This window comes from Streptomyces sp. BRA346 (assembly GCF_052851135.1).
The window spans coordinates 1-23889 of the sequence record NZ_JAIWIH010000031.1 but is presented as its reverse complement, the minus strand read 5'-3'; the positions used below and the strand labels follow the sequence as shown (position 1 = coordinate 23889).

The following is a 23889-nucleotide window of genomic DNA, read 5'->3' as shown; positions in this document are numbered from 1 at the left end:
GGGTCGCGTTCAAGTGGAGAACCTCATCGGATTGCTCGTCGCGGCCCCGCTGCTCGGCGCTGCCGTGCTGCTGTGCGGGGGCCGGCGGCTGGACCGCACGGGCCACTACCTGGGCACGGTGCTCGCGGGCGCCTCCTTCGTGATCGGCGCCGTGCTCTTCGCCGACATGCTCGGCCGGGGCGAGCACGACCGCGCCCTGCACAGCCAGGTCTTCAGCTGGATTCCGGTGGGCGGCTTCCGCGCGGACGTCGCCTTCCAGCTCGATCAGCTGTCGATGACCTTCGTGCTGCTGATCTCGGGTGTGGGCACGCTGATCCACATCTACTCGATCGGCTACATGGCGCACGACGAGCGGCGCCGCCGCTTCTTCGGCTATCTCAATCTCTTCCTCGCGGCGATGCTGCTGCTCGTCCTCGCCGACAACTACCTGCTGCTGTACGTCGGCTGGGAGGGCGTCGGCCTCGCCTCGTACCTGCTCATCGGCTTCTGGCAGCACAAGCCGAGCGCGGCGACGGCGGCGAAGAAGGCGTTCATCGTCAACCGCGTCGGCGACATGGGCCTGTCCATCGCGATCATGCTGATGTTCACGACCTTCGGGACCTTCGCCTTCGCCCCCGTGCTGGGAGGCGCGGAGGACGCGGGCGAGGGCAAGCTCACCGCCATCGGGCTGATGCTGCTGCTCGCCGCGTGCGGCAAGTCGGCCCAGGTGCCGCTCCAGTCCTGGCTCGGCGACGCGATGGAGGGCCCGACCCCGGTCTCGGCCCTGATCCACGCGGCGACCATGGTGACCGCGGGCGTGTACCTGATCACCCGCTCCGGCGCGATCTTCAACGCGGCGCCCGACGCACAGGCCGCGGTGGTCGCGGTCGGCGCGGTCACGCTGCTCTTCGGTGCGATCGTCGGTTGCGCGAAGGACGACATCAAGAAGGCCCTGGCCGGGTCGACGATGTCGCAGATCGGCTACATGATCCTGGCCGCCGGGCTCGGCCCGGTCGGCTATGTCTTCGCGATCATGCACCTGGTCACCCACGGCTTCTTCAAGGCGGGGCTCTTCCTCGGCGCCGGGTCGGTCATGCACGGCATGAACGACGAGGTCGACATGCGCAAGTACGGGGCCTTGAGGAAGTACATGCCGGTCACCTTCGTCACCTTCGGCCTCGGCTACCTCGCCATCATCGGCTTCCCGGGGCTCTCCGGCTTCTGGTCCAAGGACAAGATCATCGAGGCGGCCTTCGCCAAGGGCGGCACCGAGGGCTGGATCCTCGGCGGCGCGGCCCTGCTGGGCGCGGCCATCACCGCGTACTACATGACGCGCGTGATGCTGATGACGTTCTTCGGCGAGAAGCGGTGGGAGCCCGCGCCCGACCCGGACAAGGCGCCCAGCGTCGAACCCGGTATCGACGTGCGCCCCGGCGAGCTGCCGCATCCGCACGAGTCGCCTAAATCCATGACGATCCCCATGATCGTCCTGGCCTTCGGGTCGGTCTTCGCGGGCGGTCTTTTCAGCCTGAACGACGCGTTCCTGAAGTGGCTCGAACCGGTCACCGGCCACAGCCACGGCCACTCCCCGCTCAGCGCCGCGACGGTCACCGCGGGGACGATGGTCGTCCTGGCCATCGGCGTCGCCCTCGCCTGGGCGCAGTACGGGCGCAGGCCCGTGCCGCGCACGGCGCCGCGCGGCTCCCTGCTCACCCGGGCCGCCCGCCGCGACCTGCTCCAGGACGACTTCAACCACGTCGCGCTCGTCCAGCCCGGCCGCTACCTCACCCGCGGTCTGGTCTACGTCGACCACAAACTGGTCGACGGCGTGGTCAACGGCACCGCGGCCGGGGTCGGCGGGCTCTCCGGCCGATTGCGCAAGCTCCAGAACGGCTACGCCCGTACGTACGCGGTCTCGATGTTCGGCGGTACGGCGGTGCTCATCGCCGCGACCCTGCTGATGAGGGCGGTCTGAGTCATGTCCTTTCCCCTGCTGACGGCCACGGCCGCGGTGCCCGCGCTCGGCGCGGTCGCCACCGCCGCGGTGCCCGCCGCCCAGCGAGCCGCCGCCAAGTGGGTGGCGCTGGCCTTCTCCCTGGTCACCCTCGCCCTCGCCGCGGTCATCACGGTCCGCTTCGACCCGGACGGCGGCCGCTTCCAGCTCACCGAATCCCACGCCTGGATCAAGGACTTCGGGGTCCGCTACGAACTGGGCGTGGACGGCATCGCGGTCGCCCTGATCGCGCTCACCGCCGTGCTCATCCCCTTCATCATCCTGGCGGGCTGGCATGACGCCGACCCGCTGGAAGGCGCCCGGCCCAACCGCCGCTGGCGGCCCACCCAGGGCTTCTTCGCGCTGATCCTGCTGGTCGAGGCGATGGTGGTGATCTCCTTCGAGGCCACCGACGTCTTCGTCTTCTACATCTTCTTCGAAGCCATGCTCATCCCGATGTACTTCCTCATCGGCGGCTTCGGGGACCGGGCCGGGGAGCGGTCCGAGGAGGAGACGGCCACCCAGCGCAGTTACGCCGCGGTGAAGTTCCTGCTGTACAACCTGGCGGGCGGGCTGATCATGCTGGCCGCGGTGGTCGGCCTCTACGCGGTCACCGCCGACGACCTGGGCACCGGCACCTTCTCGCTCCAGCAGATCGTGGAGGCCCGGGCGAGCGGACAGCTCGACTTCGCGACCACCACCGAACGGCTGCTGTTCCTCGGCTTCTTCTTCGCCTTCGCGGTGAAGGCGCCGCTGTGGCCGCTGCACACCTGGCTGCCCAACGCGATGGGCGAGTCCACCGCCCCCGTCGCCGTGCTGATCACCGCGGTCGTCGACAAGGTCGGCACCTTCGCGATGCTCCGCTTCTGCCTCCAGCTCTTCCCCGAGGCCAGCAAGTGGGCCACCCCGGTGATCCTGGTCCTGTCGCTCATCAGCATCATCTACGGCGCGCTGTTGGCGATCGGCCAGCGGGACATCAAGCGGCTGATCGCCTACGCCTCGATCTCCCACTTCGGCTTCATCATCCTCGGCATCTTCGCCATGACCACCCAGGGCCAGGGCGGCGCCACCCTCTACATGGTCAACCACGGCATCTCGACCGCCGCGCTGATGCTGGTGGCCGGGTTCCTCATCACCCGGCGCGGCTCGCGGCTCATCGCCGACTACGGCGGGGTGCAGAAGGTCGCCCCGGTGCTCGCCGGCACCTTCCTGATCGGCGGTCTGGCCACCCTCTCGCTGCCCGGGCTCGCGCCCTTCATCAGCGAGTTCCTGGTGCTCGTCGGCGCGTTCGCCCGCTATCCGGTGGTCGGCGTGATCGCCACCCTCGGCATCGTGCTCGCCGCGCTGTACGTCCTGATCCTCTACCAGCGCACCATGACCGGCCCGGTGAAGGAGGAGGTGCGGTCCATGCCCGATCTGCGGCCGCGCGAACTCCTCGTCGTCGCGCCGCTGATCGCGCTGCTGCTCTTCCTCGGCGTCTACCCCAAGCCGCTGACGGAGATCGTCAACCCGGCGGTCGACCACACGCTGTCCGTGGTGGACGAGAAGGATCCCAAGCCCGATCACCCCGTCACTGACGCGGGCTGGTTCCACTACAGCCCCAAGCCCGAGGGTGCTTCCCACGACGGTGCTTCCGGAGGTGCCAAGTGACCCACGCGGCCACTGTCCACAGCCTGTGGACGACAGCGGCGGCGGCGCCCGACAAGATCCCCGCGCCGCACATCGAGTACGGGCAGCTGGCGCCCACCCTGATCGTGCTCGGCGCCGCGATCATCGGCGTACTGGTCGAGGCGTTCCTGCCGCGCGCGCAGCGTTACGCCGCGCAGCTGTTCGTCTCCGTCGTCTCCCTCGCCGCGGCCTTCGCGGCCGTCATCGGCCTCGCCGCGAGCGACTACGGCACCGGAAAGGCCCACGTCGCGGCCATGGGTGCCATCGCCGTCGACGGACCCGCGCTCTTCCTCCAGGGCACCATCCTCCTGGTCGCGCTGGTCTCGGTGTTCACCTTCGCCGAGCGGCGGCTCGACCCGGTCGTCCACGGCAACCGCGTCGACAACTTCGCGGCACAGGCCGCCGCCGTGCCCGGCGGCGACGCCGAAAAGGCCGCCGTCAAGGCCGGGTTCACCACCACCGAGGTCTTTCCGCTGGTCCTCTTCGCGGTGGGCGGCATGCTCGTCTTCCCCGCCGCGAACGATCTGCTGACCCTCTTCGTCGCGCTGGAGGTCTTCTCCCTCCCGCTGTACGTCCTGTGCGCGCTCGCCCGGCGCCACCGGATGCTGTCCCAGGAGTCCGCCGTCAAGTACTTCCTGCTCGGCGCCTTCTCCTCGGCGTTCCTGCTCTTCGGGATCGCCCTGCTGTACGGCTACGCGGGCACCGTCGCGTACGCCGGTATCGCCGACGTCGTCGACGGCCAGGTCCGCAACGTCACCCCGGCGCTCGCCGGGACCATGGGCAACGACGCGCTGCTGCTCCTCGGCGGGGCGCTGGTACTGATGGGCCTGCTGTTCAAGATCGGCGCCGTGCCGTTCCACATGTGGACCCCGGACGTCTACCAGGGCGCCCCCACCCCGGTCACCGGCTTCATGGCCGCGGCCACCAAGGTGGCGGCCTTCGGCGCGCTGCTGCGGCTGCTGTACGTCGTCCTGCCGGGGCTGCGCTGGGACTGGCGGCCGGTGATGTGGGGCGTCGCCATCGTCACCATGCTGGGCGGCGCGATCGTCGCCGTCACCCAGACCGATGTGAAGCGGCTGCTCGCCTACTCCTCCATCGCCCACGCCGGGTTCATCCTCGCCGGTGTCATCGCCACGACCCCCGACGGCATCTCCTCCGTCCTCTTCTACCTCGCCGCGTACTCCTTCGTGACCCTCGGCGCCTTCGCCGTGGTCACCCTGGTGCGCGACGCGGGCGGCGAGGCCACCCACCTGTCGAAGTGGGCCGGTCTCGGCCGCCGTTCGCCCCTGGTGGCCGCCGTCTTCGCGGTCTTCCTGCTGGCCTTCGCCGGTATCCCGCTGACCAGTGGGTTCGCGGGGAAGTTCGCGGTCTTCAAGGCGGCGGCGGACGGGGGCGCGGGCGCGCTCGTCGTGATCGGTGTGATCTCGTCGGCGATCGCGGCCTTCTTCTATATCCGGGTGATCGTGCTGATGTTCTTCAGCGAACCCCGCACGGACGGCCCGTCGGTGGCCGTCCCGAGCCCCCTGACCTCGTCGGCGATCGCGATCGGCGTCGCGGTCACGGTGGTGCTGGGCGTGGCGCCGCAGTACTTCCTCGACCTGGCGGGCCAAGCGGGCGTCTTCGTGCGGTAGTCCTTTCCCTCACCCCGCCCCGGCCCGCCCCGCCCCGTCCCGGCCGGGGCGGGGCGAGGGTGTCCCGGCCGGGGCGGCCCTGCGCGGGTTCCCCGAGCTTTCCGGGCTCAGAGCGCGGGTTCGATTCCCGTCCCCTGTTCCATGACGAAAAACCAGGTCAGTGACCTGAAACAGAGAGAGGCGCCCCGACAAGGGGCGCCTCTTGTGGGCGTGAGCCACGCTCTCTCTCCGTTGTTGAGCCCTTGAGCGGTAAGGGGAAGGTTCAGCCCAGGTCCTCGACGGACTTCACTCCGTCGGCCGCAGCGCTGTAGTCGCTTCCCTTCTGGCCGGCCTTGAGGGTCACGTGGCTCTCAGCGCCATTAGTCCAAATGATCTCTGCCTTGTGCGTGGTCTTGCAATTGTTCTTGAGGTAGATCGTGGTAGTAAAGACCCCGCCGTCCTCCCAGGACCACGAGAAGCATCCGTCTTTTCCGCGGTGCACCTTGTCGGCAGCACTGGCCGGAGCTGTCGAAATTCCGATGGCTCCGAGAGCCATTGCTGCAGTGGCAACAAGTGCAGTGGCACGGGCGCGCATAGGAGTTACCTTTCGCTTCGGGTAGGAGTGGGGGAACGCTACCTCGCCCGTGATCTCGCCGTCGACTACGCATGAAGAGGACTAATCGGCTCCCGTCGGGCGTCGACTGCGTGGCCCGGACGAACCGGCGAGGAAACGCCCCGCTAAAACCGCAGTCGACGAGTGCGGGTGGCCTCAATAAAGGGCAGCTCCACCTCCTCGCGGGCGTCATGGCGGCGTGCGTGCGAGAAAGCCGGCGCCCTGCGGGCCCCGGTGGCGTTACTTGTCTCCCCACGCCCCTTGATGAGGAATGTCGCTGATCGTGTGCGGCAGGTTATGACGACGTTCAACGCTCTACGGATCGCATGGCTAACCGGAGCTCGCCGTCGAACTCCCCGTCCCGAGTTCGCAACGAGACGCGCAGTCGACGTGCCACAGCCGTGCTTCGGCCGAACAAGCGGTTCGGAGAGCCCGAACGTACGAACCCGCGCCCCAGGGGCCAGATGCCCCTGCCACCACTCCCGCCCCGCCACCAGCGGCGCCCCGCAAGCGAACCCGACGGGCTCACCACGGTCGTAGCCGACCACGCACACAAAGCCGCCGCGTCCGGATCAGTGGTCGACCCAAGGACTACCTCATCAGCAAGATCTGCCACTGTGCGCGGCGAGCCCCCGGCGGTTGCCGGGGGCTCGCGGGGCAGCTGGAGGGGTCAGCTCGACGGGAGGTTCGTCGGCAGGTCGGTGGGGATGTCGGAGGGCAGCGAGGTCGGGATGTTCGACGGGATGTCGCTGGGGGAGGTGGTCCGGGTGAAGGTGTCGTTCTCCGAGAGCGCGTCCCAGTCGACGGTGAGCGTCTTGCCGTCCCCGCTCGGGGCCACCTTGCCCATGGCGCGGTCGGTGTTGCCGTCGGCGCACTTGAGCATCAGCATCTTCTCGCCGGTGTCGGTGTACTCACCGTTGCAGACGTGCTTGCCCGCGATCAGGGACGCCTTCTCGCCGCCGATGGACAGGATGAGCGTCTGGCTGCCGCTCTTGGCGAGGTAGGCGCCGGTGATCTTGGAGTTCGCGCCCCCCTCCGCCGGGGCGCTCGACTCCTGTGCCGACGGGGTGTCCTTGGACGTGTCCTTCGTCCCCTCGTCGCTGTCACTGCCGCACGCCGTGAGCAGGAGGGCGGCCGCGGCCACCGTCCCGGCGATGCTCGCTGCCTTCTTCACGCGCTTCTCCTCGGATATCAGGGCCGTCAGGGCAGGAGCACGACAAATTAGCATTCGCTCATGACGCCGCCGGAACGACGTGGCCGGTCACCTCACCCATTCCGATGCGGACCTTGTCCGGGCCGGGTGCCCAGGCGGTGAGGGTCACCTCGTCGCCGTCCTCCAGGAACGTCCGGGTGCCGTCCGGGAGGTGCAGAGGGTCGCGGCCGCCCCAGGTGAGTTCGAGCAGGCAGCCCAGCTCGTCCGGGCGCGGGCCGCTGACCGTGCCGGAGGCGAAGACGTCGCCGGTGCGCAGCGAGGCGCCGTTCACCGTCAGATGGGCGAGCTGCTGAGCCGCCGTCCAGTACATGGCGGAGAACGGGGGCCGGGAGACGGTGTGGCCGTTGACGGCGACCTCGATGCGCAGATCGAACCCGCCGGGCTCGGCGGCCGCGTCGTCGAGGTAGGGGAGCGGCGGGACGTCGCGGGCGGGCGGGGCGGTACGGGCCGCGGCGAGGGCGTCCAGCGGGGTGATCCAGGCGGCGAGGGAGGTGGCGAAGGACTTGCCGAGGAAGGGGCCGAGGGGGCGGTACTCCCAGGCCTGGATGTCGCGGGCGGACCAGTCGTTGAGGAGGCAGACGCCGAAGACGTGATCGTGGAACCCGGCGAGGGGCAGCGGTGTATTCAGGGGTGAGGGCGCGCCGACGACGAACGCGACCTCGGCTTCGAAGTCGAGGCGCAGCGAGGGGCCGAAGACCGGCCGGGGAGGAGCGGACGATGCGGACGAAGAAGGAGAAGCTGATGCGGGGGCGGGCGAGGCGGGGGCCTCGGCCGGAGGCAGCCGCTGGCCGTGGGGGCGGACGATGGGCGAGCCCGAGACGAGCACGGTGCCGGCCCGGCCGTGGTAGCCGATCGGCATGTGCTTCCAGTTGGGGGTGAGGGCGTCGCCGTCCGGGCGGAAGATCTTGCCCGCGTTGGAGGCGTGGTGCTCGCTGGCGAAGAAGTCGACATAGTCCGCCACCTCGATCGGGAGGTGGAGGGCGAGGGTGGTGAGGGGGTGCATCAGGGGCTCGATGGCGTGCCGGTGCGCCGGGTTGGTCAGCCAGTCGCGCAGCTCCGCGCGGACGGCCTGCCAGACCGGACGGCCCGCGGCCATCAGCGGGTTGAGCGAGGAGGCGCCGAGCAGTTCGGCGTGCGGGGAGGCCGCGGCCGCCGCGGCGGCACCCGCGTCCAGCACATGGGCGCCGTAGCGCACGCCGATTTTCCGCAGATGAGGAGCGTTGGAGGTGGTGAACACGCCATAGGGGAGGTTGTCCGGGCCGAAGGGATCGCCTTCGGGCAGGTCGAGCGGGCTTCGCTGCGCCATGGGTGGTGCCTCGCCTTCTCCTCGTCGCCTTGGGTTGGCCGGTCCACACCCTATGGCCCGGGGTGCGCCACCCTTGTGGGGTGACTGCCACCTAAAGGGATGGCAATGTCCGGATCCTCCTTGCTGGAGGGAGTGATTCCGAAGTAGCGTCCTTCATCAGGTCACGCACAGTGGGGGGACCACTGCGGTGGGGTGACCGAGGGGGACTCGTGGCGAGCAGTGCCGTGCCGTTCGCGGTGGACCGTTCCGTGCCGGGGCTGATCGTGAAGATAGGCGATTACCCGCTGCATCACGGGGGCGTGGGGGCCATTCGCTCCCTGGGTCGTCTCGGCGTACCCATGTACGCGGTCACCGAGGACCGTTGGACCCCGGCCGCCCAATCGCGCTATCTGAGGCGGGCCTTCGTCTGGCCGACCACCGGCAGGGAGCGGCCGGAGCGGCTGGTGGAGGGGCTGCTGCGGGCAGGGCGGGCGATCGGCCGTCCGACCGTCCTGCTGCCCACGGACGAGGAGGCGGCGGTGCTGATCGGCGAGCATGCCGATGTGCTCGCCGGGGAGGGCCGGTTCCTCTTCCCGCGCACCGAGCCGGGGTTGCCCCGGCGGCTGGCCAGCAAGCAGGGGCTGTACGAGCTGTGCGTCGCGCATGCGGTGCCCACCCCGGAGGCGGCGTTCCCCGGTTCGTACGCGGACGTCAAGGCGTTCGCGGTGAGCGCGCGGTTTCCGGTCGTCGCCAAGAACCGGGAGGCGTTCGAGCGGCGGAGGCAGCCCGCGGTGGGCGGGACGACCCGGATCGCCGGGCCGCGCGAGCTGCTGGCGCTGGCCCGGGACTGGGGGCCGCGGCCCGGGGTGGTGCTTCAGGAGTACCTCCCGCGGGAGTCCGCCGAGGACTGGATCGTGCACGCCTACTTCGACGCGCAGTCCACACCGCTGGCGATGTTCACCGGCGTCAAGGTGCGGTCCTGGCCGCCGCACGCGGGCATGACGGCGTGTGCGTACGCGGTGGACAACAAGGAGCTGGCCGGGATGACGGCCCGGTTCATCCAGCGGATCGGCTTCAGCGGCATCGTCGATCTGGACTGGCGCTTCGACCGGCGCGACGGGCGGTACAAGCTGCTGGACTTCAACCCGCGGATGGGCGCGCAGTTCCGGCTCTTCGAGAACGGGGCGCGGCTCGATGTCGTCCGGGCCCAGCACCTCGATCTGACGGGGCGCCCGGTGCCCGAGGCGGAGCAGCTGGCGGACCGGCGGTTCGTCGTCGAGAACATCGACCTGCCCGCCCTGCTCGCCTACCGCCGCAGTGGATACACCACGCCGCACGCCCCCGCCCGGGCGAGCGGGACCGAGCTGGCATGGGCCGCGCGCGACGACATGCGGCCGTTCTTCACCATGCTGGCGCGCTGCGTGGGGCCCGGCGCGACGCATCTGTACCGGATGTGGCGCGCCAAGAACAGGTAACACCTTGGGGAGGGGATTCGTGAACGATCCGGTAGCAGTCATCGGGGCCGGTCCGTACGGTCTGTCGACCGCCGCCCACTTACGCGCCCGCGGCCTGCCCGTCCGCGTCTTCGGGGAGCCGATGGTGAGCTGGCGCGAGCAGATGCCCGCGGGCATGCTGCTCAAGTCCACCCCGGTCGCGTCGACCATCGACGCACCGCAGCCGGGGCACACTCTGCTCGACTACTGCCACGCGGTGGGCGGCAAGCGGTATCAGTCCGACTGGGACATCATCCCCGTCGAGACCTTCGCGGAGTACGGGCTGTGGTTCCAGGAGCGGCTGGTGCCGGAGCTGGAGCGGACCCGGGTCGTGGCCGTCGACCGGCGGGGCGGCCGCTTCGAGCTCAAGCTGGATTCGGGGGAGCAGTTCACGGCGCGGGCCGTCGTCGTCGCCAGCGGGCTCAGCGGGCTCGCCCATCTGCCCGCCGAGTTCGCCGCCGCCGTCCCCGACGGGCCGTCGGCGGCCGGGCCGGTCTCGCACAGTTCGCACCACCGGGACCTCGGACAATTCGCGGGGCGCGAGGTCGTGGTGGTCGGCGCCGGGCAGTCGGCGCTGGAGAGCGCGGTGCTGCTGGCCGAGGCGGGCGCCGCGTCGGTGCGGGTGGTGGCCCGCGGGAGGGCCGCGGTCGCCTTCGGCGCCCCGCCGGACCGTCAGCCCCGGCTGCGGCCCGTGTCCCCCTTCGGGCGCGCCTGGTCGCTGTACGCGCTGTCGTACCACGCGGCGGGCTTCCGGCGGCTGCCCGCACCGCTCCGGGCGTATCTGGTGCGCTCGGTGCTCGGCCCCAAGGGCGCCTGGTGGTTGCGCGGGCGCTTCGCGGGGCGGGTGCAGGTCACCCAGGGGGTGCGGATCACCCGGGTCACCGTGGAGGACGGCGGCCGCGCGGTGCTCACGCTGCGCGGCGGCAGCGGCCGGGTCGGCGAGCTGGCCGCGGACCATGTGCTGGCCGCGACGGGCTATCGGATGAATCTGGCCGCGCTCGGCTTCCTCGGCCCCGAGCTGCGCGCCGCAGTGGTCACCGGCGCCGGTGGACCCCGGCTGGACGCCGGGTATGGCTCGTCCGTACCGGGGCTGTACTTCACGGGAATTCCGGCGGCGGCCTCCTTCGGCCCGGCGATGCGGTTCGTCTGCGGCACGGAGTACGCGTCGCCCCGGCTGGCGAAGGCGGTGGCCACGGCGCACGGATGAGGCCCCTGGCGGGCTGACGGCCCCCGATCGGTGAACGGTCGGGGGCCGCATGATGAATGATCTGCTGGTGATCGCGGGACGGTGTGGAGAAGCCGGTCGATCCGGGCGAGGGCTTTGTGCGGCGCACAAGGCGGGAAGGCGCCCACAGTGATCGATACCCGACCGGATACGCTGCCTTTTGGTGGAGGCGGCGACACATCGACATTCCGCGTGAACGTAGGCAGACAGGAGTACCCCGTGAGCGTCATCGGGCCCTTCGGGCTGAGCGTGCGGGACCGGACTCTGGAAGCCGACACCCAGGCCGGGCTGACGGCTGTCGAAGAGGGCCTGCTGGAGGCCACCAAGAGTGACGTGCCGTTCATCACCGAAGCCGCCCAGCATCTGGTGCGCGCGGGCGGGAAGCGTTTCCGGCCCCTGCTGGTGCTGCTGGCCGCGCAGTTCGGCGACCCGTACGCCCCCGGTGTGGTGCCCTCGGCGGTCGTCGTCGAGCTGACGCATCTGGCCACGCTGTACCACGACGACGTGATGGACGAGGCCGAGGTGCGGCGCGGGGTGCCCAGCGCCAACGCCCGCTGGGGCAACTCCGTCGCGGTGCTCACCGGTGACTTCCTCTTCGCCCGCGCCTCGCACGTGCTGGCCGATCTGGGTCCGGAGGCGGTGCGGGTCCAGGCCGAGGCGTTCGAGCGGCTGGTGACGGGCCAGATCCTGGAGACCGCGGGACCGCGCGGCCGCGACCCCATCGAGCACTATCTGGACGTCCTCGCGGGCAAGACGGGCTCGCTGATCGCCGTCTCGGGGCGGTTCGGCGCGATGATGTCGGGCGCCGACGAGTCCATCGTCAACATCCTGACCCAGTACGGCGAGCGGCTCGGGATGGCCTTCCAGCTGGCCGACGACGTACTGGACATCGCCAGCGACAGCCATGAGTCCGGCAAGACCCCCGGCACCGATCTGCGCGAGGGTATCGCCACCCTCCCCGTCCTGCATCTGCGGGCGCAGGCGGAGGTGACCGGTGCGCCGGAGGACCGGGAGCTGTGCGAGCTGCTCGCGGGCGACCTCACCGACGACGCCCGCCATGCGGAGGTGCTGCGGCTGCTGCGCGCCCACCCCGCCCTGGAGCAGGCCCGCCAGGACACGCTGCGCTATGCGGCGGAGGCCCGGTCGATGCTGGCCCCCCTGCCGGAGGGCCCGGCGAAGTCGGCCCTGGAGGGCCTGTGCGACGCGGTGGCCCACCGGGCCGGGTGACCCCCGGATCCGGCCTGATCGGCACGACACCCCCTACGGGATACCCCGAGGGGGATCCGCCCCGGGGCGCGGGCCGTCATACCCGAGCAGTACACGGACGTGATCCTGCGGGCTGACGTATCGGCGCTCCCGTTTTGGTGGGATGAACACACCACCACATGGCGGGATCGGGAGACAATGGCCCGAGAGGTGGACGAGTGCAGGCTGACGACCGCCGCCGACGACGGAGGTAGAGCAACATGGCACGGATCCGACCGATACAGGTCGCCGACGACGGCTTCTGGGACGAGGAGCGACCAACACGGCGTACGAAGGCGCTCCGCTACGGGGCTCCGGTCGCGGTGGCGGGCATCGCGGCCGCGACGATCGGGCTCGTCCCGGCGCTGGCCAGCGGCGGCGCCCCGGATCTGCCGAAGATCACGGCACAGCAGCTGATCAGCAAGATGGCCGCCTCGGACCAGCAGCAGGTGTCCGGCTCGCTGAAGATCACCACCGATCTGGGCCTCCCCACGCTGCCGGGCGGCGGCTCCCTCGCCGGTGCCGCGAACGACCTCGCGGGCGAGAAGGGCGCGACGGCCTCGCCGGAGTCCAAGCTCGCCGAGCTGGTGTCCGGTACGCACACCCTGCGGGTGGCCGCCGACGGCCCCGATCAGCAGAAGGTGTCGATCGTCGAGAACGCCGCCGAGTACAGCATGATCCACAATGGTGACCAGCTGTGGGCGTACGACAGCGGCAGCAACTCGGTCTACCACTCCACCGCCCCGAAGGACGCCGCGGGCAAGCGCGACCACCAGCGCGAGGCACCCCGTGACCTGCGGGGCGCCACCCCGCAGCAGCTCGCGAAGCAGATGCTCGCCGCCGTGGACGACACCACCGAGGTGACGGTCGACGGCACCACCCGGGTCGCCGACCGGGACGCCTACCAGCTGCTGATCAAGCCCAAGCAGAGCGCGTCCACGGTCGGCTCGATCCGTATCGCGGTCGACGCGGACAACGGTGTGCCGCTGAAGTTCACCCTCACCCCGAAGAGCGGCGGCAAGGCGGCCGTCGACGTGGGCTTCACCAAGGTGGACTTCGGCAAGCCCGCCGCGGGCACCTTCGACTTCACCCCGCCCAAGGGCGCCAAGGTCACCGAGGACGGCGCCGCCGGCCACCGGGGGAAGGCCGACCACCGCGAGAAGGGCTTCACGGAGCGGCCGGGCGGCGCCGACGCCATGTCCGGCGGCCCCTTGTCCGGGCTGAAGAACATCACCGGCAAGGGCTGGGACACCATCGCCCGCCTCGACGACGGCCAGAAGACCGGTGCGACCGGCGAGTCTCCCTCCGCCCCGGGCGGCGACGGCGGAGCGGCCTCCGGTCTCCTCGGCAACTTCGGCAAGAAGGTCAAGGGCGACTTCGGCTCCGGCACGGTGTTCAGCACCCGCCTGGTGAACGCGCTGATGACCGACGACGGCAAGGTCTTCGTCGGCGCGGTCGACAAGGACGCCCTGGTCGCGGCCGCCGACAAGGCCAAGTAGAAGCACAGGGAAGGAGAGCCCGTGGACGAGCCGTCCGCCGATGCCGTGGTGGAGACCCGCGGGCTCACCAAGCGCTACCGGGGCGGGCAGCTCGCCGTCGACGGGCTCGACCTGACCGTTCCGCGCGGCAGCGTCTTCGGCTTCCTCGGGCCCAACGGCTCGGGGAAGACGACGACCATCCGCATGCTCATGGGCCTGATCGAGCCTACCTCGGGCGGCGCCCGGCTGCTGGGGCGGCCGATGCCGCGCGCCGCCCGCAGCGTCCTGCCGAGGGTGGGCGCCCTCATCGAGGGGCCCGCCCTCTATCCGTATCTGAGCGGCCGGGACAATCTGCTGCGCTACGACGCCGCCGACCCCACCGCCGACCCCCGCACCCGTGCCGCCCGCGCCGCGGCCGCCCTGGACCGGGTCGGGCTCGGGGCCGCGGCGGGGAAGAAGGCCCGGGCGTACTCGCTGGGGATGAAGCAGCGCCTCGGCCTGGCCGCCGCCTTGCTCCAGCCGCGTGAGCTGCTGGTGCTGGACGAGCCGACCAACGGGCTCGACCCCCAGGGCATGCGCGAGATCCGCACCCTGGTGCGCGAGCTGGCCCGGGAGGGCACCACGGTCTTCCTCTCCTCCCACCTCCTCGACGAGATCGAACAGGTCTGTACCCATGCGGCGGTCATGGCCCAGGGCCGTCTGATCGCCCAGGGCACGGTCGCCGAGCTGGCGGCGGGCAGCCGCGGCAGGCTGTCCGTCACCACCCCGGATCCGGCCGACGCCGTCCGCGTCCTCAAGGAGCACGGGGTGACGGACCTGGTGGTCCTGGAGGAGCGGGTCACCGGAGAGCTGCCCTCGCCCGCGCCCGAGCCCGCCGACCTGAACGCCGCCCTGGTGCGCGCCGGGGTGCGGGTACGGGCCTTCGGCGCCGAGGGCGCCTCGCTGGAGGACGCCTTCGTGGCGCTGACCGGGGAGGGATTCGATGTCGCGGGCTGAAGCGGCTGGAGCGGCTGAACCGGCCGAAACGGCTGAACCGGCTGAAAAACGCGGGACGCCCGGGACCGGAGAGTCGTACGAGGCGCCCCGGCCGCGTCCGCTGTGGGCGCTGGCCCTCTTCCGCAGCGAGCTGTCCACCACCTTCCACCGCTGGCGGACGCTGGCGCTGCTCGGGGTGCTCGCGGCCGTCCCGGTCCTCATCGGCGTCGCCGTGAAGATCGAGACCAGCGACGGCGGTGGCTTCGGCCGCGGCGGAGGCGGGGGCGGCGGCGGTGGCGGTGGCGGAGGAAGCGGCGACGGGCCCGCCTTCTTCTCCCAGATCACCAACAACGGGATCTTCCTCGTCTTCGCAGCGCTGGCGGCGACGCTGCCCGTCTTCCTGCCGATGGCCATCGGCGTGATCGCCGGGGACTCCATCGCCGGTGAGGCGGGCCCGGGGACGCTGCGCTATCTGCTGGTCGCCCCCGCCGGGCGTACCCGGCTGCTGCTCGCCAAGTTCGTCACCGTCCTGACGTTCTGCCTGGCCGCGACCCTCGCGGTGGCCATCGCCGGACTCGCGACCGGGGCGATGCTGTTCCCGCTCGGCGATGTCACGCTGATCTCCGGCACCTCGGTGTCCTTCGGTGACGCGCTGGTGCGGGCGCTCGGTGTGGCGGGCGCCGTGGCGCTGTCACTGGTGGGGATCGCGGCGGTGGGCCTGTTCGTCTCCACCCTCACCAACAGCGGCATCGCGGCCATGGCGACCACGGTGGGGCTCGTGGTCACCGTGCAGATCCTGGACACGATCCCGCAGCTGCACGCGATCCACCCGTATCTCTTCCCGCACTACTGGCTCAGCTTCGCGGATCTGCTGCGCCAGCCGGTCTACTGGGACCAGCTGATCAAGAACGTGGAGCTCCAGGGGCTGTATCTGGCGGTGTTCGGCTCGGCGGCCTGGGCCCGGTTCACCGCGAAGGACATCACGGTCTGAGCGGTCCGCACCGACGGGTACGAACGCTCGGACCGTGATGCCGGTGCGTCAGGAGGACAGCGTCCAGACGGCGTACGCGATGGCGTCGCTGTTGCGGTCCAGCGCGGTGTCGTTGATGTTGGTCGTGGTGTCGCACGACCGGTGGTAGCAGCGGTCGAAGGCCTGACCGGAGGTGCCGCCCCACTTCTGGGCCTGGGCGGCGGTCTTGATGTAGTCGGCGCCGCTGAACAGGCCGCCCACCGGGATGCCCGCGTTCTTGAACGGGGCGTGGTCGGAGCGCCCGTCGCCCTCCGTCTCTCTCTCCGTCGCAACGCCCTTGGTGGCGAAGAAGTCCTTGAAGACGCCTTCGATGCGGGTGTCGTCGTCATAGACGAAGTAGCCCGGGTTGGGCGAGCCGATCATGTCGAAGTTGAGATAGCCGTCGATCTTCGCCCGGTTGGCGGACGACAGGCCGTTGACGTACTTCCGCGACCCGACCATGCCCAGCTCCTCGGCGCCCCACCAGGCGAACCGCAGGTGCTTGGTGGGCTTCAGCCCCGAGCGGGCGACGGTGAGCGCGGTCTCCAGGACCGCGGCGGACCCCGAGCCGTTGTCGTTGATGCCGGGACCCGCGCTGACGGAGTCCAGGTGGGCGCCGGAGAACACCACGTTGTCGGTGTCGCCGCCGGGCCAGTCGGCGATGAGGTTGTAGCCGGTGGAGCCGCTGGAGGTGAACTGCTGGACCGTGGTGGTGAACCCGGCCGCGTCCAGCGCGGCCTTGATGTAGTCGAGCGACGCCTTGTAGCCGGGACGGCCGTGGGCGCGGTTGCCGCCGTTGGCGGTGGCGATGGACTGGAGCTTGGTCAGATGGGCCTTGACGTTCGCGAGGGGCACGTCCGGCACGGCGAGGGCGGCGGCCGCCGGAGGCGGCGGGGGAGCCGCGGCGGCCGCGGAGGTGGCGGGGGCGGCCGAGACCAGGGCGGCGATCGCCGTTCCGGCCGCGATCGCGGCGGCCGTCCGGCGGGACGCGGATCTTCGGGGGGCGCGGTGCGGATCAGCACATGACGACATGGGGGGCTCCGATTCCGAACGGGGACTGCACGGAAGGACGTGACGCTGTGTGATGCACGTACGTACGTATACCCATGGGGGTGGTGGAGCGATGTGACAATGTGACGCCGCGATGGCGCGAGGCTGATGCTCCGGGTGGGGCTGACCCTCCGTCAAGAGCGGAAACCGGACATCACCCGCCGGATATCGGTCCCTACGGTGCCTCCGCCGCCTCCGCCTTCCTGGCAGTGGCCGGGGCCGCGGCCGCCAGGGCCGCGGCGTCCGCCAGCTCCCGCCGGGCGCGGTGACCGGTCCGCAGCGCGTCCCAGGTGAGCAGCGCGAGCGCGACCCAGACGAGGGCGAAGCCCGCCCATCGCTCCGGCGGCATGTACTCGTGGAAGACGACCAGCCCCAGGATGAACTGGGAGGTCGGCGTGAGGTATTGGAGCATCCCGATCGTCGACAGCGGCAGCCGTACCGCGGCGGCGCCGAACAGGATCAGCGGCCCCGCGGTGATCAGCCCGCAGCTCACCAGCAGCGCCGAATGCCCCAGGCCGCCGCTGCCGAACGTGCTGTCGCCGCGCATCGTGAGATAGCCGAGGAAGCCGAGCGCGGGCAGGAACTGGACGGCGGTCTCGGCGGCCAGCGACTCCAGCCCGTCCAGCCCGATGCGCTTCTTGACCAGGCCGTACGTGGCGAAGGAGAAGGCCAGCGTGAGGGCGATCCAGGGCAGCTTGCCGTAGCCGACGGCCAGTACGCCCACCGCCACCACGCCGACGCCGACCGCCGCCCACTGCGCGGGGCGCAGCCGCTCCCGCAGCAGCAGGACGCCGAAGCCGATGCTGACCAGCGGGTTGATGAAGTAGCCGAGCGCCGTCTCGACGACGTGCCCGCTGTTGACACCCCAGATGTACAGGCCCCAGTTGACGGAGATGGCGGTCGCGGCGAGCGCCACGAGACCGAGCCGCCGGGGCTGCCGCAGCAGCGGGCCGACCCAGGACCAGCGGCGCAGCACCAGCAGGAGGAGCCCGACGACCACCAGCGACCAGACCATGCGGTGGGCGAGGATCTCGACCGCCCCGGCGGGTTGCAGCAGCGGCCAGAAGAGCGGGGCGAGGCCCCACAGGCCGTACGCGGCGAAGCCGTAGAGGAGACCGGCGCGGTCCTGGTGGTGCGGCTGCGGCTGTTTCTGCGGCTGCATGAAGGCCCTCCCCGACGGCGTGACCGCCCTGGCGAGGGGGCCCGTCCGACGGTAGCGCCGGGCGACCCGCCTGTCATCACCGTATCCGCGATATGGGACTGACGGGCGGGCCGTGCCCTGGCGTCCGGGGTCGGCCCTGGTCAGCCCTTGAGGGCCACCGCGAGGGAGTCCGCGATCGGCGTGGTCGGGCGGCCGGTCAGCCGGGACAGGTCGCCGGGGGTGGCGGCCAGCAGCCCGCGCTCGATCGCCGTGTCGACGTCGGCCAGGATGGCGGCGAGCGGCTCGGGCAGGCCCGCGCCGGTCAGGATGGACCGCACCTCGTCGGCGGAGACGGCGCGGTAGGCGATCTCCTTGCCGGTCTGCCGGGCGATCTCGGCGGCGTATTCGGCGAAGCTCCAGGCGGTGTCGCCGGACAGCTCGTACGCCGTGTTCTCGTGGCCCTCGCCGGTCAGGACGGCGACGGCGGCCGCCGCGTAGTCGGCGCGCGCGGCGGAGGCGACCCGGCCCTCGCCCGCGGCGGCGACGACGGCGCCGTGCTCCAGCACGGGGGCCAGCCGCTCGGTGTAGTTCTCGTTGTACCAGCCGTTGCGCAGCAGGACGTACGGCAGCCCGGACTCGATGACGGCCCGCTCGGTGACCTTGTGCTCGTCGGCGAGCGTGAAGTCGGCGTCGGGCCCGCCCAGCACGCTGGTGTACGCGAACAGCGCGACCCCGGCCTCCTTGGCGGCGTCGATGACCGCCTGGTGCTGCGGAACGCGCTGCCCGACCTCGCTGCCGGAGATCAGCAGCACCTTGTCACCCGCGGCGAAGGCGCCGCTCAGCGTCTCGGGGCGGCTGTAGTCGGCCACCTTGAGGGTGACGCCGCGGGCGGCGAGCGGGGCGGCCTTGTCGGCGTCGCGCACGACCGCGGTGATCCGGTCCGCCGGAACCTTCCCCAGCAGGCCCTCGATGACGAGGCGGCCGAGCTGCCCGGTGGCTCCGGTGACGACGATGCTCATGAGGGTGTCTCTTTCTCTGTTGCTGTCCGATGCTGTCCGATGCGCGACCCACCCTAGACACAGCGCTAACGATTCGAAAGTACCCACTTTGACGTAAGGTACTGGCATGAAGGTAAGTGATGACCCCGCGGTCTGCCCCTCGCGGCTGATCCTGGAGCACATGACCAGCCGCTGGGGCGTGCTGGTCTTCGCCGCGCTGCTGGAGGGCACGTACCGCTTCAGTGAGCTGCGGCGCGAGATCGGCGGGGTGAGCGAGAAGATGCTCGCCCAGACGCTCCAGACCCTGGAGCGCGACGGCTTCGTCCACCGCGAGGCGCACCCCGTCATCCCGCCGCATGTGGACTACTCGCTGACCGAGCTGGGCCGGGAGGCGGCGAGCCGGGTGGGGGCGCTGGCGGGCTGGGCGGAGGAGTACGCCCCGCGGGTGCTGGCGGCCCGGGAGACCTACGACGCGGCCCGGGCTGATGCGTCGTAGCGGGGCGGCATACGACGCGGCCAGGCCGGGTGCGTAGACCCGGCCTGGCCGCGTTGCGTGTCGGATCCGGTACGGCTCAGCCGACGACGGTCCAGGTGTCGTTGCCCGCGAGCAGCGCGCCGAGGTCGCCCTTGCCCTTGCGCTCGACGGCGGCGTCGATCTGGGTCGACATCTGGTCGTCGTAGACCGGCCGCTGGACGTCGCGCAGCACCCCGATGGGGGTGTGGTGCAGGGTGTCCGGGTGGGCCAGCCGGGACAGTGCGAACGCGGTGGTGGGGGAGGCCGCGTGGGCGTCGTGGACCAGGACGCTGCCCTCGTTCTCCGCGGTGACCGCGACGACCTCCAGGTCGCCGGTGGCCTGGTTCCGTACGACGCCCTTGGCGCCGCCCGAGCCGAAGCGGATCGGCTTGCCGTGCTCCAGCCGGATCACGGCTTCCTCGGCCTGCTCCTTGTCCTTGAGCGCGTCGAAGGCGCCGTCGTTGAAGATGTTGCAGTTCTGGTAGATCTCCACCAGCGCGGTGCCCGGGTGGGCGGCGGCCTCGCGCAGCACCTGGGTGAGGTGCTTGCGGTCGGAGTCCACGGTGCGGGCGACGAAGCCCGCCTCGGCGCCGAGCGCCAGGGAGATGGGGTTGAACGGGGCGTCCAGGGAGCCCATCGGGGTGGACTTGGTGATCTTGCCGACCTCGGAGGTCGGGCTGTACTGGCCCTTGGTGAGCCCGTAGATGCGGTTGTTGAAGAGCAGGATCTTCAGGTTCACATTGCGGCGCAGGGCGTGGATGAGGTGGTTGCCGCCGATGGACAGCGCGTCGCCGTCACCGGTGACCACCCACACCGACAGGTCGCGCCGGGCGGCGGCGAGGCCGGTGGCGATGGCGGGGGCGCGGCCGTGGATCGAGTGCATCCCGTAGGTGTTCATGTAGTACGGGAAGCGGGAGGAGCAGCCGATGCCGGAGACGAAGACGATGTTCTCCTTCGCCAGCCCCAGTTCGGGCATGAAGCCCTGCACGGCGGCGAGGATCGCGTAGTCGCCGCAGCCGGGGCACCAGCGCACTTCCTGGTCGGACTTGAAGTCCTTCATGGACTGCTTGCCCTCGGCCTTGGGCACCAGGGACAGCGCCTGGGCCAGGGCGGTGGGCGGCTGCGAGACGGTCTCAGTCATCGATGGCCTCCTTGAGGGCCGTCGCCAGCTGCTCGGCCTTGAACGGCAGTCCCCGCACCTGGGTGAAGGAGCGGGCGTCGACGAGGTACTTGGCGCGGATGAGGGTGGCGAGCTGGCCGAGGTTCATCTCGGGCACGACGACCTTGTCGTAGCGGGCCAGCACCGCGCCGAGGTTGGCCGGGAAGGGGTTGAGGTGGCGCAGATGCGCCTGGGCGATCCGGTCGCCCGCCCGGCGCACCCGGCGCACCGCGGCGGTGATCGGCCCGTACGTCGACCCCCAGCCCAGCACCAGGGTGCGGGCGTCGCCGGTGGGGTCGTCCACCGCCAGCTCCTCGACCTCGATGCCGTCCACCTTGGCCTGCCGGATGCGGACCATGTGGTCGTGGTTGGCGGGGTCGTACGAGATGTTGCCGGAGCCGTCCTGCTTCTCGATGCCGCCGATGCGGTGTTCGAGTCCCGGGGTGCCGGGCACCGCCCACGGGCGGGCCAGGGTCTGCGGGTCGCGCTTGTACGGCCAGAAGACCTCGGTGCCGTCCTCGGTGGTGTGGTTGGGGCCGGTCGCGAACTGGACCCGCAGATCCGGCAGGCCGTCGACCTCCGGCACCCGCCACGGCTCCGACCCGTTGGCCAGATAGCCGTCGGAGAGGACGAAGACCGGGGTGCGGTAGGTGAGCGCGATCCGCGCCGCGTCCAGCGTGGCGTCGAAGCAGTCGGCCGGGGTTTTCGGGGCCACGATCGGCACCGGGGCCTCGCCGTTGCGCCCGTACATCGCCTGGAGCAGATCGGCCTGCTCGGTCTTGGTCGGCAGCCCCGTGGACGGCCCGCCGCGCTGGATGTCGATCACCAGCAGCGGCAGCTCCAGGCTGACCGCGAGCCCGATGGTCTCCGACTTCAGCGCCACGCCGGGACCGGAGGTGGTGGTGACCGCGAGCGCCCCGCCGAACGCGGCGCCCAGCGCCGCGCCGATCCCGGCGATCTCGTCCTCCGCCTGGAAGGTGCGCACGCCGAAGTTCTTGTGCTTGCTCAGCTCGTGCAGGATGTCGGAGGCCGGGGTGATCGGGTACGAGCCCAGGAACAGCGGCAGGTCCGCCTGCTGGGACGCGGCGATCAGCCCGTACGACAGCGCCAGGTTGCCGGAGATGTTCCGGTACGTCCCGGCCGGGAAGGCGGTGGCGGCGGGCGCCACCTCGTAGGAGACCGCGAAGTCCTCGGTCGTCTCGCCGAAGTTCCACCCGGCCCGGAAGGCCGCCACGTTCGCCTCGGCGATCTGCGGCTTCTTGGCGAACTTCTGGCGCAGGAACGTCTCGGTGTTCTCGGTGGGCCGGTGGTACATCCACGACAGCAGGCCGAGCGCGAACATGTTCTTGCTGCGCTCCGCCTCCTTCCGGGACAGCCCGAACTCCTTCAGCGCCTCGATGGTCAGCGTCGTCAGCGGCACCGGGTGGACCTGGTACGCGTCCAGCGAGCCGTCTTCGAGCGGGCTGCGCTCGTATCCGACCTTCGCCATCGGGCGCTTGGTGAACTCGTCGGTGTTGACGATGATCTCGGCGCCGCGCGGTACGTCGCCCAGGTTGGCCTTGAGCGCGGCCGGGTTCATCGCCACCAGGACGTCCGGCGCGTCGCCGGGGGTGAGGATGTCGTGATCGGCGAAGTGGAGCTGGAAGCTCGACACTCCGGGCAGGGTGCCGGCGGGGGCGCGGATCTCCGCCGGGAAGTTCGGCAGGGTCGACAGGTCGTTCCCGAAGGACGCCGTCTCCGAGGTGAACCGGTCTCCGGTGAGCTGCATGCCGTCACCGGAGTCACCCGCGAATCGGATGATCACGCGATCCAGACGGCGGACCTCCTTGCCGCCGTCCGGTGTTCCCCGTTCCCCGGCGAGCCCTCGCTCGCCCTGCTGATCGGCTGGTTCGGCCTGCTCGGCCGGGCTGACCTGGCTGGTCACTGCTTCGGACCTCCCTCGAGGCGGCGCACCTGGACCGTCGGTGCCGACCGGTTGTCCCATGGCCATCGTACGTCGGTAAGGCTCGCCTTCCTTGGTCGGATCCCCTGTGGGATCCCGCGCAGAGTGTCCGTGATGTCACGGTACGGCATGACTTTCCCCCACCCCCGTGGTGTCATTTCAGGTGAGTCCCTCGCTCGGCTTCGGTCCCGCTTTGGTCCTACGACCGCAGGTGTCGGGACGGTGTCAGGAATTGAGGTAGGTGAGCACCGCGAGCACCCGGCGGTGATCCCCGTCACTCGGCGACAGGCCCAGCTTCAGGAAGATGTTGCTGACGTGCTTCTCCACCGCGCCGTCGCTCACCACCAGCTGCCGGGCGATCGCCCCGTTCGTCCGGCCCTCGGCCATCAGGCCCAGGACCTCCCGCTCCCGCGGGGTGAGCCCGGCCAGCACATCCTGCTTACGGCTGCGGCCCAGCAGCTGGGCGACGACCTCCGGGTCCAGCGCCGTGCCGCCGCCGGCGACCCGCACCACCGCGTCCACGAACTCGCGCACCTCGGCCACCCGGTCCTTGAGCAGATAGCCGATGCCGCGGCTGCTCCCGGCCAGCAGCTCGGTCGCGTACTGCTCCTCCACGTACTGCGAGAGCACCAGCACCCCCAGCCCCGGATGGTCCTGGCGCAGCCGGATGGCGGCCCGCACCCCCTCGTCGGTGTGGGTGGGCGGCATCCGTACGTCGGCGACCACCACATCCGGCAGCGCACCCTCGTCGGCCAGCGCGCGGATCGTCTTGACCAGCGCCTCCGCGTCCCCCACCCCCGCGACGACCTCATGGCCGCGGTCGGTCAGCAGCCGGGTCAGGCCCTCCCGCAGCAGCACCGAATCCTCGGCGATGACCACCCGCACTCTGTCTTCCACGATGCCCGGCCCCCAGTTGCCGTTCGAATTGACGGAGCCAGCATTCCAGGATCCGGACGAATCCGCCGCGCATACCGCGCGCGGCGGGGCGCGGGGCGTCAGCGCCAGGGCAGCTCGACCGTCACCGAGGTCGGGCCGCCGGGCGGGGAGTGCACGATCAGCACCCCGTCCACCGCCTCGATGCGCTCGGCCAGCCCCGCAAGACCGCTGCCACCGGCCGACACGCTCGCCCCGCCCCGCCCGTCGTCGCCGACCCGCAGCATCACCCGGCCCTCGGCGCGCCACACGTCGACGTCGGCGGTTCGGGCGTTGCTGTGTTTGCTGATGTTCTGGAGGAGTTCGGAGACGGTGAAGTAGGCGATGCCTTCGATGGCGGGTGCGGGGCGTTCGGGGAGGTCGGTG

20 protein-coding genes are annotated in these 23889 nt (G+C 70.9%); 10 read left to right on the top strand and 10 right to left on the bottom strand.

Annotated features, from left to right (window positions below):
- Positions 1-13 precede the first annotated feature (13 nt).
- Genes nuoL through nuoN form a run of 3 tightly spaced genes read left to right on the top strand, consistent with a single transcriptional unit; the run spans position 14 to position 5271 of the window.
- On the top strand, positions 14-1954 hold the full coding sequence (nuoL, locus tag LCH29_RS31075) for an NADH-quinone oxidoreductase subunit L (RefSeq protein ID WP_446465025.1): 1941 nt from the start codon (positions 14-16) through the stop codon (positions 1952-1954).
- Positions 1955-1957: 3 nt separating this feature from the next.
- The gene (locus LCH29_RS31070; protein ID WP_123103552.1) at positions 1958-3622 is read left to right on the top strand and encodes an NADH-quinone oxidoreductase subunit M; all 1665 of its coding nucleotides are present in this window, start codon (positions 1958-1960) and stop codon (positions 3620-3622) included.
- Complete coding sequence (gene nuoN / locus LCH29_RS31065) at positions 3619-5271, top strand: NADH-quinone oxidoreductase subunit NuoN (RefSeq protein ID WP_446465024.1); 1653 nt, start codon at positions 3619-3621, stop codon at positions 5269-5271. Before LCH29_RS31070 ends, nuoN begins: the two co-directional genes overlap by 4 nt.
- 262 nt (positions 5272-5533) lie before the next feature.
- Here the strand turns inward: nuoN and LCH29_RS31060 are convergent, their stop codons facing one another.
- From LCH29_RS31060 to fahA, 3 genes are all read right to left on the bottom strand, one after another.
- Positions 5534-5845, bottom strand: coding sequence for a hypothetical protein (locus LCH29_RS31060; RefSeq protein WP_446465023.1), 312 nt, complete (start codon positions 5843-5845; stop codon positions 5534-5536).
- 688 nt (positions 5846-6533) lie between these two features.
- Positions 6534-7037: a hypothetical protein gene (locus LCH29_RS31055; protein WP_446465022.1), complete on the bottom strand. Its 504-nt coding sequence runs from the start codon at positions 7035-7037 to the stop codon at positions 6534-6536.
- Positions 7038-7095: 58 nt separating this feature from the next.
- Positions 7096-8382 carry a fumarylacetoacetase gene (fahA, locus tag LCH29_RS31050; protein ID WP_446465021.1) on the bottom strand — a complete coding sequence of 429 codons (1287 nt, stop codon included), beginning with the start codon at positions 8380-8382 and terminating at the stop codon, positions 7096-7098.
- 209 nt (positions 8383-8591) lie between these two features.
- On the opposite strand from fahA, the gene LCH29_RS31045 reads away from it, so the two are divergent.
- The 6 genes from LCH29_RS31045 to LCH29_RS31020 all read left to right on the top strand — a co-directional run bounded on the left by LCH29_RS31045 (position 8592) and on the right by LCH29_RS31020 (position 15768).
- A complete protein-coding gene (locus tag LCH29_RS31045) occupies positions 8592-9836 on the top strand; it encodes a carboxylate--amine ligase (RefSeq protein WP_446465020.1) in 1245 nt (414 codons plus the stop codon).
- A 19-nt stretch (positions 9837-9855) separates the two neighbouring features.
- Positions 9856-11061, top strand: a complete 1206-nt coding sequence (locus LCH29_RS31040) for an FAD-dependent oxidoreductase (RefSeq protein ID WP_446465019.1) — start codon at positions 9856-9858, stop codon at positions 11059-11061.
- Positions 11062-11298: 237 nt separating this feature from the next.
- Entirely contained in the window at positions 11299-12306 is a 1008-nt protein-coding gene (locus LCH29_RS31035) for a polyprenyl synthetase family protein (protein WP_446465018.1), read from the top strand.
- A gap of 239 nt (positions 12307-12545) precedes the next feature.
- Positions 12546-13823, top strand: coding sequence for a LolA family protein (locus tag LCH29_RS31030; protein ID WP_446465017.1), 1278 nt, complete (start codon positions 12546-12548; stop codon positions 13821-13823).
- A 21-nt stretch (positions 13824-13844) separates the two neighbouring features.
- Complete coding sequence (locus LCH29_RS31025; RefSeq protein ID WP_123103572.1) at positions 13845-14798, top strand: ABC transporter ATP-binding protein; 954 nt, start codon at positions 13845-13847, stop codon at positions 14796-14798.
- Positions 14785-15768 (top strand): ABC transporter permease, encoded by a 984-nt coding sequence (locus LCH29_RS31020; RefSeq protein WP_446465016.1) that lies wholly within the window; start codon positions 14785-14787, stop codon positions 15766-15768. Before LCH29_RS31025 ends, LCH29_RS31020 begins: the two co-directional genes overlap by 14 nt.
- Before the next feature lie 48 nt (positions 15769-15816).
- On the opposite strand, the gene LCH29_RS31015 is transcribed toward LCH29_RS31020, so the two are convergent.
- The 3 genes from LCH29_RS31015 to LCH29_RS31005 form a co-directional block, all read right to left on the bottom strand.
- Positions 15817-16818: a M28 family metallopeptidase gene (locus LCH29_RS31015; RefSeq protein ID WP_446465015.1), complete on the bottom strand. Its 1002-nt coding sequence runs from the start codon at positions 16816-16818 to the stop codon at positions 15817-15819.
- A gap of 193 nt (positions 16819-17011) precedes the next feature.
- Positions 17012-17998 (bottom strand): EamA family transporter RarD, encoded by a 987-nt coding sequence (rarD, locus tag LCH29_RS31010; protein WP_446465014.1) that lies wholly within the window; start codon positions 17996-17998, stop codon positions 17012-17014.
- A gap of 140 nt (positions 17999-18138) precedes the next feature.
- On the bottom strand, positions 18139-18996 hold the full coding sequence (locus LCH29_RS31005; protein WP_446465013.1) for an SDR family oxidoreductase: 858 nt from the start codon (positions 18994-18996) through the stop codon (positions 18139-18141).
- 106 nt (positions 18997-19102) lie between these two features.
- Here LCH29_RS31005 and LCH29_RS31000 point away from each other — a divergent pair, with 106 nt between their 5' ends.
- Positions 19103-19471, top strand: a complete 369-nt coding sequence (locus LCH29_RS31000; protein ID WP_446465012.1) for a winged helix-turn-helix transcriptional regulator — start codon at positions 19103-19105, stop codon at positions 19469-19471.
- A gap of 76 nt (positions 19472-19547) precedes the next feature.
- Here LCH29_RS31000 and LCH29_RS30995 read toward each other — a convergent pair whose 3' ends face one another.
- The 4 genes from LCH29_RS30995 to LCH29_RS30980 all read right to left on the bottom strand — a co-directional run.
- The gene (locus LCH29_RS30995) at positions 19548-20630 is read right to left on the bottom strand and encodes a 2-oxoacid:ferredoxin oxidoreductase subunit beta (RefSeq protein ID WP_446465011.1); all 1083 of its coding nucleotides are present in this window, start codon (positions 20628-20630) and stop codon (positions 19548-19550) included.
- Positions 20623-22572 (bottom strand): 2-oxoacid:acceptor oxidoreductase subunit alpha, encoded by a 1950-nt coding sequence (locus LCH29_RS30990; protein ID WP_446465010.1) that lies wholly within the window; start codon positions 22570-22572, stop codon positions 20623-20625. Before LCH29_RS30990 ends, LCH29_RS30995 begins: the two co-directional genes overlap by 8 nt.
- Positions 22573-22815: 243 nt before the next feature.
- Positions 22816-23475: a LuxR C-terminal-related transcriptional regulator gene (locus tag LCH29_RS30985; RefSeq protein ID WP_446465070.1), complete on the bottom strand. Its 660-nt coding sequence runs from the start codon at positions 23473-23475 to the stop codon at positions 22816-22818.
- A gap of 110 nt (positions 23476-23585) precedes the next feature.
- Positions 23586-23889: sensor histidine kinase (locus LCH29_RS30980; RefSeq protein ID WP_446465009.1), on the bottom strand; the 304-nt coding region annotated here is incomplete at its 5' end.

Excerpts from the sequence above, each read along its gene's own strand:
- LCH29_RS31005 (WP_446465013.1), bottom strand. The coding sequence starts at position 18,996 with ATGAGCATCGTCGTCACCGGAGCCACCGGGCAGCTCGGCCGCCTCGTC.
- LCH29_RS31030 (WP_446465017.1), top strand. The coding sequence starts at position 12,546 with ATGGCACGGATCCGACCGATACAGGTCGCCGACGACGGCTTCTGGGAC.
- LCH29_RS31060 (WP_446465023.1), bottom strand. The coding sequence starts at position 5,845 with ATGCGCGCCCGTGCCACTGCACTTGTTGCCACTGCAGCAATGGCTCTC.
- LCH29_RS31015 (WP_446465015.1), bottom strand. The coding sequence starts at position 16,818 with ATGTCGTCATGTGCTGATCCGCACCGCGCCCCCCGAAGATCCGCGTCC.
- LCH29_RS31070 (WP_123103552.1), top strand. The coding sequence starts at position 1,958 with ATGTCCTTTCCCCTGCTGACGGCCACGGCCGCGGTGCCCGCGCTCGGC.
- LCH29_RS31000 (WP_446465012.1), top strand. The coding sequence starts at position 19,103 with ATGAAGGTAAGTGATGACCCCGCGGTCTGCCCCTCGCGGCTGATCCTG.
- LCH29_RS30995 (WP_446465011.1), bottom strand. The coding sequence starts at position 20,630 with ATGACTGAGACCGTCTCGCAGCCGCCCACCGCCCTGGCCCAGGCGCTG.
- fahA (WP_446465021.1), bottom strand. The coding sequence starts at position 8,382 with ATGGCGCAGCGAAGCCCGCTCGACCTGCCCGAAGGCGATCCCTTCGGC.
- LCH29_RS31020 (WP_446465016.1), top strand. The coding sequence starts at position 14,785 with ATGTCGCGGGCTGAAGCGGCTGGAGCGGCTGAACCGGCCGAAACGGCT.
- rarD (WP_446465014.1), bottom strand. The coding sequence starts at position 17,998 with ATGCAGCCGCAGAAACAGCCGCAGCCGCACCACCAGGACCGCGCCGGT.